This is a genomic window from Ruegeria sp. BJ5 (assembly GCF_056537865.1).
Genome location: NZ_JBQFSH010000002.1, coordinates 358,722 through 375,505, shown reverse-complemented (window position 1 = coordinate 375,505; position 16,784 = coordinate 358,722). Strand labels below are relative to the sequence as shown.

18 protein-coding genes are annotated in these 16,784 nt (G+C 60.3%); 9 read left to right on the top strand and 9 right to left on the bottom strand.

Translation table 11 applies throughout. From position 1 onward, the window contains the following. Position 1 precedes the first annotated feature (1 nt). The 3 genes from ACR0NY_RS09340 to ACR0NY_RS09330 all read left to right on the top strand — a co-directional run bounded on the left by ACR0NY_RS09340 (position 2) and on the right by ACR0NY_RS09330 (position 2,087). Entirely contained in the window at positions 2-226 is a 225-nt protein-coding gene (locus ACR0NY_RS09340) for a DUF1150 family protein (RefSeq protein ID WP_093964659.1), read from the top strand. 107 nt (positions 227-333) lie between these two features. Then, positions 334-1,221 (top strand): PhzF family phenazine biosynthesis protein, encoded by an 888-nt coding sequence (locus tag ACR0NY_RS09335; protein WP_170367969.1) that lies wholly within the window; start codon positions 334-336, stop codon positions 1,219-1,221. Continuing rightward, complete coding sequence (locus ACR0NY_RS09330; protein ID WP_170339992.1) at positions 1,218-2,087, top strand: glycosyltransferase family 10; 870 nt, start codon at positions 1,218-1,220, stop codon at positions 2,085-2,087. The genes ACR0NY_RS09335 and ACR0NY_RS09330 overlap by 4 nt, the downstream gene beginning before the upstream one ends. A 37-nt stretch (positions 2,088-2,124) precedes the next feature. Here the strand turns inward: ACR0NY_RS09330 and ACR0NY_RS09325 are convergent, their stop codons facing one another. From ACR0NY_RS09325 to trxB, 4 genes are all read right to left on the bottom strand, one after another. Then, entirely contained in the window at positions 2,125-2,682 is a 558-nt protein-coding gene (locus tag ACR0NY_RS09325; RefSeq protein ID WP_170339994.1) for a hypothetical protein, read from the bottom strand. Positions 2,683-2,876: 194 nt separating this feature from the next. Further along, complete coding sequence (locus ACR0NY_RS09320) at positions 2,877-4,595, bottom strand: bifunctional sulfate adenylyltransferase/adenylylsulfate kinase (protein WP_170367971.1); 1,719 nt, start codon at positions 4,593-4,595, stop codon at positions 2,877-2,879. Positions 4,596-4,790: 195 nt separating this feature from the next. Then, positions 4,791-6,482 carry an adenylate/guanylate cyclase domain-containing protein gene (locus ACR0NY_RS09315; RefSeq protein ID WP_170339997.1) on the bottom strand — a complete coding sequence of 564 codons (1,692 nt, stop codon included), beginning with the start codon at positions 6,480-6,482 and terminating at the stop codon, positions 4,791-4,793. Between the two features lie 110 nt (positions 6,483-6,592). Beyond that, positions 6,593-7,534: a thioredoxin-disulfide reductase gene (gene trxB / locus ACR0NY_RS09310; RefSeq protein WP_170367973.1), complete on the bottom strand. Its 942-nt coding sequence runs from the start codon at positions 7,532-7,534 to the stop codon at positions 6,593-6,595. Positions 7,535-7,756: 222 nt separating this feature from the next. On the opposite strand from trxB, the gene ACR0NY_RS09305 reads away from it, so the two are divergent. Beyond that, the gene (locus ACR0NY_RS09305) at positions 7,757-8,257 is read left to right on the top strand and encodes an Lrp/AsnC family transcriptional regulator (protein ID WP_093964666.1); all 501 of its coding nucleotides are present in this window, start codon (positions 7,757-7,759) and stop codon (positions 8,255-8,257) included. Positions 8,258-8,379: 122 nt separating this feature from the next. Here ACR0NY_RS09305 and ACR0NY_RS09300 read toward each other — a convergent pair whose 3' ends face one another. The 4 genes from ACR0NY_RS09300 to lgt all read right to left on the bottom strand — a co-directional run bounded on the left by ACR0NY_RS09300 (position 8,380) and on the right by lgt (position 12,601). Further along, on the bottom strand, positions 8,380-9,162 hold the full coding sequence (locus tag ACR0NY_RS09300) for a Hint domain-containing protein (RefSeq protein WP_170367975.1): 783 nt from the start codon (positions 9,160-9,162) through the stop codon (positions 8,380-8,382). 732 nt (positions 9,163-9,894) lie between these two features. Then, positions 9,895-10,653: a peptidoglycan editing factor PgeF gene (pgeF, locus tag ACR0NY_RS09295; protein WP_170357144.1), complete on the bottom strand. Its 759-nt coding sequence runs from the start codon at positions 10,651-10,653 to the stop codon at positions 9,895-9,897. After that, positions 10,650-11,717 carry a class I SAM-dependent methyltransferase gene (locus tag ACR0NY_RS09290; protein ID WP_170367977.1) on the bottom strand — a complete coding sequence of 356 codons (1,068 nt, stop codon included), beginning with the start codon at positions 11,715-11,717 and terminating at the stop codon, positions 10,650-10,652. Before ACR0NY_RS09290 ends, pgeF begins: the two co-directional genes overlap by 4 nt. Beyond that, positions 11,714-12,601: a prolipoprotein diacylglyceryl transferase gene (gene lgt, locus ACR0NY_RS09285; protein ID WP_170367979.1), complete on the bottom strand. Its 888-nt coding sequence runs from the start codon at positions 12,599-12,601 to the stop codon at positions 11,714-11,716. The genes ACR0NY_RS09290 and lgt overlap by 4 nt, the downstream gene beginning before the upstream one ends. A gap of 97 nt (positions 12,602-12,698) precedes the next feature. Here lgt and ACR0NY_RS09280 point away from each other — a divergent pair, with 97 nt between their 5' ends. The 5 genes from ACR0NY_RS09280 (at position 12,699) to ACR0NY_RS09260 (ending at position 15,906) form a co-directional block, all read left to right on the top strand. Next, on the top strand, positions 12,699-12,947 hold the full coding sequence (locus tag ACR0NY_RS09280) for an accessory factor UbiK family protein (protein WP_170340009.1): 249 nt from the start codon (positions 12,699-12,701) through the stop codon (positions 12,945-12,947). Between the two features lie 322 nt (positions 12,948-13,269). Continuing rightward, entirely contained in the window at positions 13,270-13,770 is a 501-nt protein-coding gene (locus ACR0NY_RS09275; RefSeq protein WP_093964674.1) for a type III secretion system chaperone family protein, read from the top strand. A 39-nt stretch (positions 13,771-13,809) separates the two neighbouring features. Then, entirely contained in the window at positions 13,810-14,625 is an 816-nt protein-coding gene (gene proC, locus ACR0NY_RS09270; RefSeq protein WP_170340011.1) for a pyrroline-5-carboxylate reductase, read from the top strand. Then, positions 14,618-14,956 (top strand): tRNA-binding protein, encoded by a 339-nt coding sequence (locus ACR0NY_RS09265; protein WP_170340013.1) that lies wholly within the window; start codon positions 14,618-14,620, stop codon positions 14,954-14,956. Before proC ends, ACR0NY_RS09265 begins: the two co-directional genes overlap by 8 nt. Next, on the top strand, positions 14,956-15,906 hold the full coding sequence (locus tag ACR0NY_RS09260) for a 2-hydroxyacid dehydrogenase (RefSeq protein WP_170340015.1): 951 nt from the start codon (positions 14,956-14,958) through the stop codon (positions 15,904-15,906). Before ACR0NY_RS09265 ends, ACR0NY_RS09260 begins: the two co-directional genes overlap by 1 nt. On the opposite strand, the gene ACR0NY_RS09255 is transcribed toward ACR0NY_RS09260, so the two are convergent. Next, entirely contained in the window at positions 15,903-16,481 is a 579-nt protein-coding gene (locus ACR0NY_RS09255) for a thymidine kinase (protein ID WP_093964678.1), read from the bottom strand. The two genes, ACR0NY_RS09260 and ACR0NY_RS09255, sit on opposite strands and share 4 nt — an antisense overlap. Positions 16,482-16,784: the final 303 nt, after the last annotated feature.

Here is a 16,784-nt window from a genome sequence, read left to right as displayed (position 1 = left end):
CATGAATACACCGTATGAAATCAACACCGAAGGCAATCGGATCGTCTATGTGAAGGCCGTGAACGTGGCCAACCTGCCGCACGAGGTGCGCACGCAGGTGGGTGATCTGGATCATCTTTATGCCGTTCACGATTCAGATGGGCAGCAACTGGCGCTTGTCGCCGATCGAAAGCTGGCCTTTGTACTGGCGCGGCAGCATGACCTGTCTCCGGTGGCCGTGCACTGACACGGGCACAGACCGATTCAGCGTGACAAGCGGCGTGTGAGGCGTCAAACATGCCACCCGCGGGTTTGCATTCCCGGCACTTTCTGACTGCAAGCACGAGAGGGCGCATGAGCTGGTTCGATTTCGATTGGGTGGATGCCTTCAGCGACACGGCATTCGGCGGAAATGGCTGTGCAGTCGTGCATGGTGGCGCGCATTTGCCGGAATCGGTCTGCACGGCGTTTGTCCGCGAGACGTCTTTGGTCGAATGCACATTTACCGGACCATCCGATGTAGCGGATATTCGAGTGCGGTATTTCCTTGCCAGCCGTGAAATTCCCTTTGCCGGACACCCGACCATTGCGACCGTAGCTGCCATGCGCCATCGTGGAATGATATCTGGTGACGCACTGACGCTGGAAACCGGAGCAGGAATCGTGTCAATCCAGCTGCATGGCGACCAGATTGAGATGACCCAGATCGCGCCCGAATTCGGCACGCGGGTGCCAGAAGACCTTGTTGCCGCTGCGATCGGCCTACCTGCAAGCGCGATCATTTCGCCGCCGCAGATGGTTTCGACCGGGCTTCCATTTTGCATTACAGTTCTGCGGGATCATGCAGCCTTGCGCGCGGCACAACTGAATGTGGATGCACTGCAACGGGTGGCGGAAACTGCCGGATATGCCGGCTCTGACATGGCCGAACCTTTCCTTGTGACCCTGCAGGGGGCTACGGCTCAAGGGGATACGTTCTCGCGTTTGTTGCTGGCACCGCCCAGCCCACCCGAAGATCCGTTCACCGGCTCCGCTACCGGTGCAATGGCGGCTTACCTGTGGAAATACGGGCTGATGCCGAACGAGAGCTTTGTCGCCGAACAAGGCCACGACATGGGCCGCCCTGGTCAGGCGACTGTAACGCGGGTCGGGCCAACGGATGCGATGACGGGCATCAAGGTTGCCGGCCGCGGGTTTGTCCTGATGCGCGGCCAGACCGACCTGCCGGACAGCCTGCAATGACCGAACCTGCGATCGCGATTCTGCCCTATGGGCACCGCTTGGGGCCAAAGCTCGCTTCGGTTCCGCTGGCAGATCTGAATTGGCCGCTGGGCTGCCCCGAGCGCCTGTCAGGAAAGACCGTAGGTGACCTCGCGCCCACCGACCACCTGATCATGTATCCCAATTCCACCGTACACCTGCGCATGCGACGCGGCACGCGGGCTCGGATATCGCTGATGATGGGCGAGCCATCGGCCATACATGGCAAGCACGACCGGATGCTGCGCTGGACCTGGCGGCGGTTTTTCCGGGTGTTCACCTTTCACGACGTATTGCTGAACAGCCTGCCCAACGCGGTTTTCCTGCCCTATGGCGTGACCCAAGTCCCCGAGTGGCAGGATCTGAGCGTCGTAAAGACGCGGTCATGCTCGCTGATCGCGTCGGCGAAGCGCGATCTGGAGGGGCACCAGCTGAGGCACAGGCTGATCGATTGGGCCCGCGACACAGGCGCTGACATCGACATCATGGGCCGCGGCTATCAACCGTTCGAGCACAAGTCAGACGGGTTGGCACCTTATCGTTATTCGGTCGTCATCGAAAACGTGCGCGAGAGGAACTACTTCTCGGAGAAGCTGATCGACGCCGTTCTGTGTTCGACAGTCCCGATCTATTGGGGGTGCCCCAATATCGGCGACTTCCTCGATACCAAGGGGATGATCCTGTGCGAAACCGAGGCGGACATCCAGCAGGCCGTGCAGATGCTGTCGGTGGAAGACTATGAAAAACGCCTGCCGTATCTGCGGGCGATGCAGCCGCAAGCCGCCATCTTTGGAGAGTTCGAACTGAGGGCTGCCGAGGCCCTGCGGGATCAGCTTTCAGCAGGCTGACTGTGCAACACGCGCACTTTGGCTCTGCCGGAGTGGGTCAGCGCCGCGAGACACGTTCCAGATAATCGATCGCGTCCTGCAATTCCTCCAGAATGTCATACCAGCCATCCACGTCGTTCAGCCGGCGGAACTCGGCTTTGACCGAGTCGTGGTGCATCATGTCCTTGGCCTCTTTGAGACTGTCGCGCGCCGAGTCTGGCTCCATGTTGCCGGCAGCGGTCTTGGCCGCATCGATGACCTCAAGGATCTGGCGAAGACGGGTCGTGCCGGGCGTCGGCGGAACCGGTGGCACGACAAGCCCCAAAGGGTGATCCTGGGGCGGCGGCTGCAGTGTATCCAGCGCCTTTTGAATCTTGGCTTTGATCTTGTCGCATTCCTTCACCCAATCCGCGTAGGTGCGGATCGATTTCAGAAGGTCCAGCAGCCAGTCTATGGGGATAAATGGTGTCAGGCACCCAGCCACAGCCGGCGAAGCCATCAACGCCGGAAGTTGCAACCGGGAAAACTGGGCGATCTTGTAGTCGGCAATTACCGCTGCGCGGTTGTCTCCCGCAAACATGGCTCCGCCATCTTCGGTGCTTTTTTGAGTTGCCATATGTTCACCCTCCCAAAGGATGCTGATAAATTATGTCTGCGCAAAATATGTCAAATAGTAGCATTTTCTGGATGAAACGTCGAACTACCGCAAATCTGCGCGGATGGAAGGGGGGTGTTCAAAGCAGTGTTCTGGAAATGAAAGACCCCCGGAGATGTCTCCGGGGGTCAGTGTTGATAGCAGTTGGCTGTGGCTCAGGATCCGGCGATCAATCCCATGCTTTCCAGCTTCAGCAGAACCTGATGGGCGCAGTTGTCCACGTCCACATTCTCGGTCTCGACGCGCAGTTCCGGGTTTTCCGGCACATCGTAAGGGTCCGAAATACCAGTGAACTCTTTGATCTTGCCTTCACGCGCGAGCTTGTACAGGCCTTTGCGGTCGCGGCGTTCGCATTCCTCGATGCTGGTGGCCACGTGAACTTCGCAGAACGCGCCGAATTGCTCGATCTCCTCGCGCACGGCGCGGCGGGTGGTGGCGTAGGGCGCGATCGGGGCACAGATGGCGATGCCGCCGTTCTTGGTGATCTCGGAGGCCACATAGCCGATGCGGCGGATGTTCAGGTCGCGGTGTTCCTTCGAGAAGCCCAGTTCCGAGCTCAGGTTCTTGCGGACGATGTCACCGTCCAGCAACGTGACGGGACGGCCGCCCATCTCCATCAGCTTGACCATCAGAGCGTTTGCGATGGTCGATTTGCCCGAGCCCGAGAAACCGGTGAAGAAGACGGTAAAGCCCTGCTGGCTGCGCGGCGGATAGCGGCGGCGCAGCTGCTCGACCACCTCAGGGAACGAGAACCACTCGGGGATCTCCAGCCCCTCGCGCAGGCGGCGGCGCAGTTCGGTGCCCGAGATGTTCAGGATCGTGACGTTGTCGCGGTCCTCGATCTCGTCCGCGGGTTCGTACTGGGCGCGTTCCTGCACATAGACCATGTGTTTGAAATCGACCATCTCGATGCCGATCTCGTCCTGGAATTTGCGGAACAGGTCCTGGGCGTCATAGGGGCCATAGAAATCCTCGCCCAGGCTGTTCTTGCCGGGGCCGGCATGGTCGCGGCCGACGATGAAGTGGGTGCAGCCGTGGTTTTTGCGGATCAGGCCGTGCCAGACCGCTTCGCGCGGACCAGCCATGCGCATCGCCAGGTTCAGCAGGCTCATGGTGGTGGTCGAGGCCGGGTATTTGTCCAGCACCGCCTCATAGCAGCGCACGCGGGTGAAGTGATCGACATCGCCGGGCTTGGTCATGCCCACAACCGGGTGGATCAGCAGGTTGGCCTGCGCCTCACGCGCGGCACGGAAGGTCAGCTCCTGGTGTGCGCGGTGCAGCGGGTTGCGGGTCTGGAAAGCCACGATGCGGCGCCAACCCACCTTGCGAAAATAAGCGCGCAGCTCGTTCGGGGTGTCGCGGCGCGCCTTGAAATCATAATGCACCGGCGGCTGGATGCCGGTCACGGGGCCGCCCAGATAAACCTTGCCTGCCACGTTGTGCAGGTAGTTCACGGCCGGATGCGCATCATCATCGGCGCCGAACACCTTCTCGGCCTCACGCGATTTGTCCGGGGTCCAGCGGTCGGTAACGGTCATGGTCGCCAGGATCACGCCTTCCTGGTCGCGCAGCGCAATGTCCTGACCCAGTTCGATTTGATCGGCGAAATCTTCGTTCACATCCAGTGTGATCGGCATCGGCCAAAGGCTTCCGTCGGCCAGGCGCATGTTTTCGACGACGCTGTCATAGTCTTCCTGACTCAGAAAGCCCTTGAGCGGGTTGAACCCGCCATTCATCAGCAATTCCAGATCACAGATCTGGCGCGGGGTCAGGTCCCAGCTGGTCAGGTCGGCGGCTTCGACTTTCAGCTTTTGGGCGGATTCATAGGAAACATACAGTTCTGGGATCGGAGCCAGGTTACTCAACATCGTCATCGCAATACTCTTGAGGCAGTGTGGTCAGTCAGTGATTCAGGTGCATTGCCGGGCCATGTGCCCCGGTCGTCAGTCGAAGTCCATATACATTCATGAAACAAAGGAGGATATGCGCGGTTTTTCCCCGGAATGGAAGGTTTTTCCGGGCCGGAACCGAAAAAGCGACGAAAATCCCACCGGATGGGGACAATATCGTCACCCGGCGGCGATCTGTTCTGGAGAGGACAGAAGTTGGTCCAGATCCAGAGCGCGCTCGACGGGCAGGGCAGTGACGGGCTGGGTTACGCCCCGCAGTTGGAACAGACGCAGGTCAAGCCCATCGGTCTCAAACCCGGCCGCGCGCAGCACGGCTTCCGAGACCAACAGCTCGGCCCCGAGCGCCTTGGTTTCTCCTTCCAGCCGACTGGCGACGTTCACGGCGTCTCCGATGATGGTCCGCGCGGCGTGGCCGGCAGCACCGATCTCTCCCAACACAAGGTCGCCCAGGTGCAGGCCCATGCCGATGCGGATCGCGGGGCTGTTTTCCTGGGACAGCTGCTGGTTGAATTGCGCAAGCGCATGACTGATGTCGATCGCAGCTTTCAGGGCAGAACGGGCCGAGCTGGACGTGTCGGGTGTTTCGAACACGGCCAAAAGGCCATCGCCCATGTATTTGTCGACGACCCCGCCGTCTGCGGTAATGGCTGGAACAATGGCGTCAAAGAACCGGTTCAGCAGGAACACGATGTCATAGGGCAGTTGCCCCGTTGTGCGCGCGGTAAACCCGCGCATGTCCAGAAACAGCACGGCCAGTTTACGCTCTTGCCCCTGGCTGGCATGCGCCCGCTGGCGTCCACCATCCGGCCGGAAAACACGGAAAACCGTCAAGGGGCTGGAGGGGCGGACCTGGCAGGCAAGGCGCGTGCGCTGTGGGGCCCCCACGGCTTTCAGGCTGCGGGCTTCGACCTCGCTGGGCGGTGGCAGTGACTCGGCGCCATCTTCGACGATGACACGGCAGGTGGTGCAGCGCCCCCGGCCGCCGCACAGTGCGGTATGCGGAATACCGTTGGCTTGTGACATCTCAAGCAGTGTCATGCCTTTCTCTGAGGTCACTTCCGGCCCATCGACATATCTGACGCGCACCGAGTGTCGTCTGCGCCAAAGCTTGCCCCCGAAATGGAACGCAAGAGCTGCGGCAAGCGCGATCCAGAAGGCCATCAAGGCTTTGTCCTTGACGCTGAACAAAACCTGGAACTCTTCGGGGCCGGGCCAGTTGTAATGCTCGATATACTGTTCGCGTAGATCCGGATCCGCAAAATCCATCCAGATGCGCCGCCCTTCTGTCAGCAAACCGGCCAGGGCAAAGCTTGGGATGAAGACGGCAACTCCGATCAGATAGGGTACGGTTTGACGCCACCACGAGGTCAGTCGCAGCCAGATATGAAGTCCGATGCACCCGTGTATCCAGACGATCAGCATCAGCAGGCTTTGCATCCAGATGGCCGAATTTGGCCACATCAGAATGATGATGTAGCCCATCTCATCATTCACGTCGAAAACCTGATGCGCATAGCGTGTCTGTACGACGTGCGAGATCAGTTGCAGCGGAATGAGAAGGCCAAGAACGATCTGCAGGGCCGTATGAAAAGGCATTCGCAGGGTTCGGCGCTGGGCGATCGACACCAATGCCAGACCTGCATGTGCGATCAGGGCAAGATACAGGACAGCGCTGCCAATCGAATGGCGCGTGACCGTTTTCCGAGAGTCCTGCATGTCATGCAGGTAGTCGGTGTGAAACAGCCCCAACCCAATATTGATGAAGTGGAAGAAAGCAAAGGCAAACAGCACAAGACCACTGATGATCCTGAGACGGGTCGCCCAACTGCCCTGCCAAAGGGGGGTGTTCAAAAGATCACCTGAAATCTGCCGCGCTCGGGGCAAGTCTGCGTTGCCGCGCAGTGCGGGTCAAGGTGCCAGAGGAGGGCGGTACGCAGCGCCGAAGGCGCTGCGCGTCGCGGTCATTCCTGTTCGGCAAGGAACCGTTCGGCATCCAGCGCCGCCATGCAGCCCATTCCGGCCGAGGTCACCGCCTGCCGGTACACATGGTCGGTCAGGTCACCGGCCGCGAACACGCCGGGGATCGAGGTCTGCGTGGTGCCGGGTTTGGTTTTGACATAGCCGCCCATGTGGGTTTCCAGCACGTCCTTGACCAGTTCGTTGGCAGGTGCGTGGCCGATGGCGACGAACACGCCCTTGCAGGGGATCTCGGTGATTTCGCCCGTCTTGACGTTCTTCACCCGCACGCCTTCGACGCCCAGCGGGATATCGGTGCCAATCACTTCCTCCAGCTGGTGGAACCACAACGGCTCGATCTTGTCGTTCTTGAACAGGCGGTCCTGAAGGATCTTCTCGGCCCGCAGTTCGTCCCGGCGGTGGATCAGCGTGACCTTGCTGGCGAAATTGGTCAGGAACAGCGCTTCTTCCACGGCGGTGTTGCCGCCGCCGATCACCACGATCTCCTGTCCGCGATAGAAGAACCCGTCACAGGTGGCGCAGGCCGACACGCCGAAGCCCTTGAATTTCTCTTCCGACGGCAGCCCCAGCCATTTGGCGCGTGCGCCGGTCGCGAGGATGACCGCGTCCGCAGTGTAGACGGTGCCGCTGTCGCCCTTGGCGGTGAAGGGACGTTTCGACAGATCCAGGTCGTTGATGATGTCACCGATCACCTCGCAGCCCATGGCCTTGGCGTGATCCTGCATGCGCACCATCAGGTCGGGGCCTTGAACTTCGGTGTCGCCTGGCCAGTTTTCGACCTCGGTGGTGGTGGTCAGCTGGCCGCCCGGTTCGATGCCCTGCACCAGAATCGGGTTCAGCATCGCGCGGCTGGCATAGACGCCCGCAGTGTATCCGGCAGGCCCCGATCCGATGATCAGAACCTTGGTGTGTCGTGTCTCGGCCATGGAACCCCCACTCGATTATTGCCTGAGCGCCGTCGTGGGCGCCGGGCTTCGATATAGCGACAGCATCGGTCAGCTTAAAGCCCCTTCGTCTCACGCGTCCGTCATGTTGTACTAAGGTGCCGGCTTGCCTGATCGACAGACAAAGATTATTGCGCTGTTGCGAAAGAATATTGCGCATGGCACCTGCGCTGATATAAGAACCGAAAATTTCAGGAGCACCGCATGGTCACGACACGGCTGGACGAGATCGACCGAAAGATCCTTGCAGAACTGCAGGCAGACGGGCGAATGACCAATGTCGAGCTCGCCAAACGTGTCGGAATCTCGGCCCCACCCTGCCTGCGGCGCGTACGCACGCTGGAGGAGGCCGGCTTTATCCGAGGATACCACGCTGAGGTCAACGCCCGGGAACTGGGGTTCGAAGTTCAGGTCTTTGCGATGGTTGGCCTTGAAAGCCAAGCCGAGGCGGAGCTGCGGGCGTTCGAAGACCGCTGCCGAGACTGGCCGCTGGTCCGGGAATGCCACATGCTGAACGGCGAGGTCGACTTCATCCTGAAATGCGTCGCCCCCGACCTCAGCAGTTTTCAACAGTTCCTTACGGGTGAGTTGCTGACCACGCCGAACGTGGCCAGCGTCAAGACTTCGCTTGTCATCCGCGGTGCAAAAGACGAACCCGGCGTGCCGTTCGACGTATTGGAAGAACGGATGAACCGGACGGCGTAAAGCCGGCGCGTCTGGTTTGCGATGCGCATGGCGGCAGCACCGCCACGATGGCCAGAGAAATGGCCCAACTCAGTAAAATCTGCATGTTGCCCCCCAAAATGCAGTGGTGATGGTTAAAGCTGTCACGCCGTGATGGCGTCGATCTCGCCCTCCCCGGCGCGCGCCATGAGCAGCGGACCGAAATCGTGCAACGAATGGATATGCGCGAACAGGTTCAGGTAGATCGAGCGCAGCGAGTGGCTCATCATCCGGACCGCGTTCACGCCGGGATGATAGGTTTCGAACTGCAGCCCATCGACATTGATGACCGCGTGGCGCTCCAGGCAGATATGGAACAGCTCGACCGGAGTGGGCGGCTGCGTTTCGATCACGGACATGCCGTCCTGAAATTCGGCAACGGGTGTCAACATCGGCTGGCCACCTCCGAGATGCCTTAGATGCGCCGGCGTCGCCAGCAAGCGGGCTGCGGGGCCGGCAATGACGCCGGACAATGGTTTTTGCATGCCGAACGTGTCTGCCATGATGCGGGTCAAAGGGCGTGTCCGCCCGCGCGAGTCTTCGCGGCCAGGTACCAAAGTGACCGAGCCTTTCCACAACACCTTTTCGGATGCGTCGGTCTGGGTCAGGACCGTGTCGCCCGGCATCAAGTCCTCGATGGCGACCGGGCCGTGTTCCGTCTCGACCAGAGACCCACGTGTAAAGGCGCAGAACGCGTCTTCGAAAACGGGCAGCGCCGGTGCGATGTGGCGTGTCTGCGAAACTTCCCCGTTTTTCAGCAGCGCACTCACCTCGTATCGACGCAGTTGCGCCTTCTGTTTGGTGCCTGGACGCGGTGCTTCGCGCAGCAATGCCGAAGTGTCGAGGGCATTCTGCGCGGCACGTGCCAGTGAATTTGGAATAGTCATATTATTCCGTTCCTTCCAATACGCCGAACAGGCGGGAAACATCCCCGTGGAGGCCCGCCTGACAGCTTGATTCTTTGTCTTGAAAAAAGTGCGCCACCTCCATGCGGGTACCGACATGGCCGCGCATGGCGAATGGATTTCGCATTCGTTTGGTCAACACAATGACCCCCCAGACAAACTCGTACACTGCGAACGTAATTGTCCGCACACAAACGCCCTGAAAAACGTCGGCTGCGAATACCAGCCTCGGTTCACGCACCGGCCCAGAGCAGCTTCCGGTGCGCGTCTTGCCCTGTTGAGGCCGGCAGCTGGCCCCAGAGGGATTTCGTATCAGCGTCGCGCGGCCAACCGGCGCACGACCCTTGCAGAGTGACTGGAAACCCGCTTCCAGGGCATTTCCGGTTGTTGGTCCCTGGTGGCCGCGACAACGGCGCGAAGAAAGCGAGATTTCAACTTCATATTCATGTCCTGCTCGAAGTTCGGGCCTAAGCCCTTTTCCCTTTGTAAAGCCAATGTGACGCGTCTTTGCGGCAGCGATGTGGCTGTTCCGGGATCAATTGAGGACAATGATGAAGTCTTGCGGCACCCCCTGAGTTCGGATGCCAGAAATCAGACGTTCGGAGAACGGATAACCATCTGAGCACTGGCAAAAAATTAACAACGATTCTGATGACAGATAGACACAATAAATGTGGCGGAAAAGTGGCGCTTTCGCCTTAATTCGGTCGATCTTTACAATCGTATGGCGGAAATCAGGCGGCCGTAATCCGCCTCGCCGGCGTGGGTCGCGCGCCGGTAGGAATAGAACTTGTCGGGATCCGAATAGGTGCAATGCCGCGTCCATTCTGCCTGCCCGACGCCGGCCTGACGCAGCTTGTGAAGGCCAAAGGCCGGCAGGTCGAAATGCATCCGGTCGCCTTGCCCATTTGCAAAGAAACGCGCGTTGTCCTGGCTTTCCAAAAGGAAGTCTTCCAGAAACTCCGGGCCAACCTCGTAGGCGCGCTGCGAGATCGTCGGGCCGATGACTGCGATGATGTTTTTGCGGTGCGCACCCAGCGCCTCCATGGCGTCCAGCGTCGCTTCAAGGACACCGTCCAGAGCACCGCGCCATCCCGCATGTGCCGCCCCGATCACTTTAGCTTGAGGATCCGCAAACAGTACCGGCTGGCAGTCTGCCGTCAGGATCGTCAGCGCGAGGCCCGGCGTTGCGGTAACGATTGCATCGGCCCTTGGCTTCTCGCCTGCAATCGGCTTGTCGACGGTGATCACGTGTGGGGAATGTACCTGATGCACGCCGACCAATGCATCCAGTTTGACGCCCATGGCCTCGGCCACTCTGCTTCGGTTCAGCGCGACCGCCTCGCTCAGGTCGGACGAGCCCGTGCCACAATTCAGCCCGCTGAAGATACCGGACGAGGCGCCGCCCTTGCGACTGAAGAACCCGTGTCGAATCGGTGACAGCAAATCCGAGGTCAGAATTTCCAGAGTCATGTCCCAAGTCCCGATGGTGGCATCGCAGTTTTCGGGTAGAGGCCCAGCACCTTGAACAGGTTTCCCATTTCCTCTGGGTGCGTCAACCGCCGATGTGCCCGAACCAGCGTTTCCAGTTTTGATCCGGTCAACGCGCCGGCCAGAGATTGTGCGCGTTGGGTGATGCCCAGACGCTCAAGAAACACACCCTGAGGCGTCAGCCGCGTATGGGCGCAGCCCGTCGCGCCCGCCGCCAATGCCAGCGTTTCGAAATCCACATGTGCAGTCAGGTCGGCCTGACCCGGTGTGGCGAGCGGGTCGACGTATTCGTGCCCCTTGACGGCCTGCAACGTGTCGCCCAGCGAACGCCAGTCGCCATAGTCGATGACGAGAGCCATACCACCGTGGCTACGGATGATGCGGGCCGTTTCGGTCACGATGGGAACCGCCGCCGCGCACAGTTCGACCAGATCACCGTCCCGTGTATCCTCGAGGCGCGTCGCCAAGGCCGCTTGCGTCGCCCTCGGGCCAAGGCCGAATGCCAGCTGATCGCCCTGCAGGCCCACAAGACGTTCGCACCAGCCGTCGCCGTCGCGCAGAAACTGGCGGATGGGCAAAGCGTCGAAAAATTCATTGGCCACAAGAAATAGCGGAAGCTCTGGGAGATCGCCCACCGAAACGATCCAGTTCGGTGCGTGCGCATCCAGGGCCTCGGCCTGAAGTCCGCGCAGAACGGGCGAGGCTTCGAGCAATACCACCTGCGCGGCGTCGTGAAACCCGGGCACGCCCCGGGTAGCCCGCAGAATATCGGCCATGAGTGTTCCGCGCCCTGGGCCTAGCTCGGCGAGCGCAAACCGGCCGGGTCTGCCTTGATCAATCCAGCCCTGCGCGAGACAAAGACCAATCACTTCGCCGAACATCTGGCTGATTTCCGGAGCGGTGACAAAGTCTCCATGTGTGCCCAATGGGTCGCGAGTGGTGTAGTAGCCGTGCGTTGGATGCAGAAGACATTCGGCCATGTAGTCCGCCACGCTCATCGGCCCGTCTTGCCGGATGCGGTCGGTCAGGTGGCCAAGCAGGCTCATGCCGCCCGCCGTGCCCGTAGGGCGAACCACAAGCCGACGGCGATCATCGGTACAGATAGGATCTGGCCCATCGTCAGGCCGTACCCGCCCACTTGCCACGCAAGTCCAAGCGGGTTTCCGGCCGAAACGAATTGCGCATCGGGTTGACGAAAGAACTCGACGATGAAGCGCGAAGCGCCATAGCCCGCCAGAAATACGCCCATGATGCGACCGGGCCAATGAAATGCGCCGCGCCGATAGACCAGCCACAACAATAGCAGGCCCAACAGCACGCCTTCCAGCGCAGCCTCGTACAACTGCGACGGGTGGCGGGCGCAAAGCCCAGCAGCGACATTGGCGCAGTCCTGAGCTGCTGCGCCGGGAAAGATCACCGCCCAGGGCAGTTCGCTGGGTCGGCCCCACAGCTCGGCATTGACGAAATTGGCCAAACGGCCAAGCAAAAGGCCGGGGGGAACAGTATGGGCGATCAAGTCGGCCAGTGAAAGCAAGGGGGCCGAATGGCGTCGCGCGAAGACCAGCGCTGCGGTCACCACACCCAGAAGGCCGCCGTGAAAGGACATGCCACCCTGCCAGACCTTCAGGATCTCAAGCGGGTGGAACAGGTAGTATTCGGGCTGATAGAACAGGACAAAGCCCAACCGCCCGCCGATGATGACCCCCAGGATGATCCAGGTGATCAGGTCCTCCAACTGGTCCGGTCTCAGAGGAGGGGATTGATCCGGCCACAAAGCGGGACGGCGCACCGCCATCACCGCCATGCGCCACGCGATCAGGATGCCCGCGATATAGGCCAGCGCATACCACCGCAGCGCGAACTCGATCCCGAAGGCGGAAATCGAGAACAGCTCGGGCGACAGATCGGGGAAATTCAAAACAGCTTGCATGTGCGTCTCATTGCCCGGGGTTGGCTGACCAAGTCAACCTTGAGACTGGGCTCTCTATCCCCCATATAGAAGGCATTCGCGATTCCGGAGTAGACACATGCAAACCCGCAACAAGTTTCTGGACGATATGTCCCAGTTGATGACCAACGCAATGGGCGTGGCGCAGGGTGCGCGAGAAGAGGCTGAAACGGCGATGAAGTCCTTGGTCGACCGCTGGCTGGCGGATCGCGACTTTGTCACGCGAGAAGAGTTCGATGCCGTCCGCGCGATGGCCCAGAAAGCGCGCGAAGAAAACGCGTCACTGGAAGCGCGGATCGCCGCGCTTGAAGCCAAGCTGGACAAATAAGCCCAGCCGCAGATCGGCATTTCGGAATTTTTGGCAAGACCCTACACCGCTCAACCCGCGCTGGGTGTCGCAGTGTGGGGAGTCTCGCCGCATTGCGAAAATAAATCAAGGCAAAGCTGCAGGGTGCGCCAATATTTTGGTGGCCGTTGCCAGCTGTCCACAACTTATTGCTGTTATCCCCAAGAATGGGGGTTGCCAGAGTCCCAGCCACAGCGCACCATATTTAGTACAGGCCTATGGGGGAAGCCCGGCTTGTAGAGCAGGCAACTAGCGCTGGGGCGCTGCCAGCCCCGAAATGCTAGGTATTAAGTGAGGTGGCACCATGGCACTTTCCGAGCAGTATTTCGAAGAAGACATTCATCCGATTGATATTGTCGAACATCTGGCTGAACACCACGATTGGGATTTCGACCGGATCGGTGACGACCAGATCGCCATGGCGGTCGAAGGACAGTGGCGCACCTACTCGATCACGTTGGCCTGGTCCAACTATGACGAGACCCTGCGGATGGTCTGCTCGTTCGAGATGGAGCCGCCCGAGGACCGGGTTTCCGATCTCTATGAATTGCTGAACCGCATGAATGACCAGTGCTGGGCCGGCGCCTTCACCTACTGGGGCAATCAGAAGCTGATGGTCTACCGCTACGGTCTGGTGCTCAGCGGCGGGCAATCGGCCAGCCCCGAACAGATTGACACGATGATCACCGCCGCTGTCCTGAGCGCCGAGCGTTACTATCCTGCGATCCAGTTGGTAACCTGGGGCAACCGTACGCCCGAGGATGCGATGCAAGTCGCCATTGCAGAGGCTTACGGCCGCGCGTAAAGCTTTGCCCCAAACCGCAAAAGCAGGGGAGGGGCAATCATGGACATGTCACGCGTCGCGGATCAGGGGCTGGTGCTTCTGGGATGCGGCAAGATGGGGTCGGCCATGTTGGCCGGTTGGCTCGAACATGGCCTGCCATCCGCATCCGTATGGGTGATCGACCCCAACCCTTCCGATTGGCTCAGGGCGCAAGGGGTCAATATCAACACCCCACTTCCTGAAAGACCTGCCGTCGTTCTGGTTGCCGTCAAACCTCAGATGATGGGCGAGGCATTGCCGGCAATTCAGGCGTTTGGGGGAGGTGGAACCCTGTTCATCTCGGTCGCCGCCGGAACTTCCATCGCCACGTTCGAGCGCGTTCTGGGGGCTGGCACACCGATCATTCGGGCCATGCCGAACACGCCCGCGGCGATCCGGCAAGGCATTACCGCGCTGATCGGAAACGCCAGCACGTCGGGTTCTGACATGACACTGGCCGAAGATCTGCTTTCGGCCATCGGTGATACCGTGCGCCTGCAGGATGAGGCGCAGATGGACGCGGTCACCGGTCTCAGCGGCTCGGGCCCGGCCTATGTCTTTCATTTGATTGAAACGCTGGCTGCCGCCGGCGAGGCGCAAGGCCTTCCGCATGATCTGGCCATGCGCTTGGCCAAGGCGACGGTTGCCGGGGCAGGGGCCCTGGCGATAGCGTCCGAGGAAGATCCGTCGCAATTGCGCATCAATGTCACGTCACCCAACGGAACGACGCAGGCAGCGCTGGAAGTCCTGATGCATGAACAGGAAGGGTTTCCAAACCTGTTGCACCGAGCCGTAAAGGCGGCAACCGATCGATCCAAGGAGTTGTCCGGTGAGTGAAATATCCTTCGACGACTTCCTCAAAGTCGACATCCGCGTAGGTGAAGTCACCCGGGCCGAACCCTATCCCGAGGCGCGCAAGCCCGCGATCAAGATGTGGATCGACTTCGGCGACGAGATCGGCGAGCGCAAGACCTCGGCACAGGTTACCGTGCATTACACGCCCGAATCCCTTGTGGGCAAACAAGTGCTGGCCGTGGTCAATTTCCCGCCGCGTCAGATCGGACGGTTCATGTCTGAGGTTCTTGTTCTGGGTCTGCCCGACGAATCGGGCGAGATTGTTTTGATCGGTCCTGATGGCAAAGTTCCCGTGGGCGGGCGGATGCACTGATGAAGCTGTTGATCACCCGACCGATGACCCCCGCGGTCACGGCCCGCGCGCGGGATGAGTTCGACGTCGATATCCGAGATAGCAACGCACCGCTCAGCATTGATGAGTTGGCGCGCGCATTGCGGGACTACGACGTGGTCGTTCCGACTTTGGGCGATGTCTTTTCGGCCAATGTCTTTGAAATGGTCACGGTTCCGCGGTGCAAATTGCTGGCCAATTTCGGGGTGGGTTTCAATCACATTGATGTGGCGGCAGCGCAGGCTGCTGGTGTTCGCGTGACCAACACACCGGGGGCGGTCACGGATGCAACAGCGGACATTGCCATGACCCTGCTGCTGGCAACGGCCCGCCGCGCGGGCGAGGGTGAACGGCTGGTCCGGTCCGGCAATTGGCGGGGCTGGCACCCGACCCAGATGCTGGGACAGCACGTCACCGGGAAACGGGTCGGAATCATCGGAATGGGACGGATCGGGCAAGCCATTGCCCGGCGCTGTCATTTCGGGTTCGGGATGCAGGTCAGCTATCAATCCCGAACGCCCAAGGATCTGGATTTCCCTGCCGAGTTCGTTCCCGACTTGGCGACCCTGGCTGCTGTGGTCGATTTTCTGGTCGTCGCCGTCCCCGGTGGTGTTGACACCTTCCACCTCATAGACGCTTCGGTTCTTTCAGCGATGCGGCCGTCGGCTATTCTGGTCAACATCGCTCGCGGAGAAGTCGTGGACGAAGCCGCACTGATCCATGCGTTGAAAACCGGCCAGATCGCCGGTGCCGGGCTGGATGTCTATGAGTTTGAACCGGCCGTGCCGCAGGCCCTGCGCGAGATGGAGAATCTCACCCTGTTGCCGCATCTGGGCACCGCGACCGAGGAAGTGCGCACGGATATGGGGCACATGGCTTTGGACAATGTGGCGGCTTTTGTCGCCGGCCGACCGTTGCCAAATCTGGTCTAACTGCCCACGGCCTCGCGCCAGTGTCTCCGGCAGAGTGAAACATAGGTCTCGTTTCCGCCGATCTGCACCTGCGCACCTTGAGTGATGGTTTTGCCGTTTTCGTCCTGACGGATCACCATCGTGGCTTTCCGCCCGCATCTGCAGATGGTGCGGACCTCGCGCATTTCATCGGCTAGGGCCAGCAGAGCCGCTGAACCGGGGAACAGCTTGCCTTGAAAATCCACTCGCAACCCGTAGGCCAGAACCGGTACTTTGAGGTCATCCACCGCGCGGGCCAATTGCCAGACCTGTTCTTCGGTCAGAAACTGCGCCTCGTCCACAAAAACACAGGCCACTTTCCCCTGATCAAGACGGTCTTGAATCATCGCAAACACATCGTCGCGGGGATTGAACGTATCGGCCTGTTCCGAGATTCCGATCCGCGATGCTATACGTCCCTGGCCCGCGCGCCCGTCAATGGCTGCGGTCATCAGATAGGTGTCCATGCCGCGCTCGCGATAGTTGTGCGACGCCTGAAGCAGCACCGTGGACTTGCCTGCGTTCATGGTTGAGTAGTTAAAGTACAGCTTGGCCATGGGCTGGGTCTAATCGGCTCACGCTGCGCGAGCAAGTCGTCAATGTCCTGAAAGGAATCGACGCCGCCATTGCAGTCGCAGAGGCCGAGCATATGCTCTTGGGGATGGATAACCCCGCTTCCACAACAGCGACACCGCCGGCCACGAAATGGCCGAAACAGCGCAGGGCCTGAAATACTGCCCCACAAACACTCTTTACCGGCATTAACTGCCGCCACTCACTCACAAAACCCCCGCATATCTGAGGGATAGCCAACATATGACATTTCAATTATGACTCGAGTATGGGAAATTTCCCCTCCC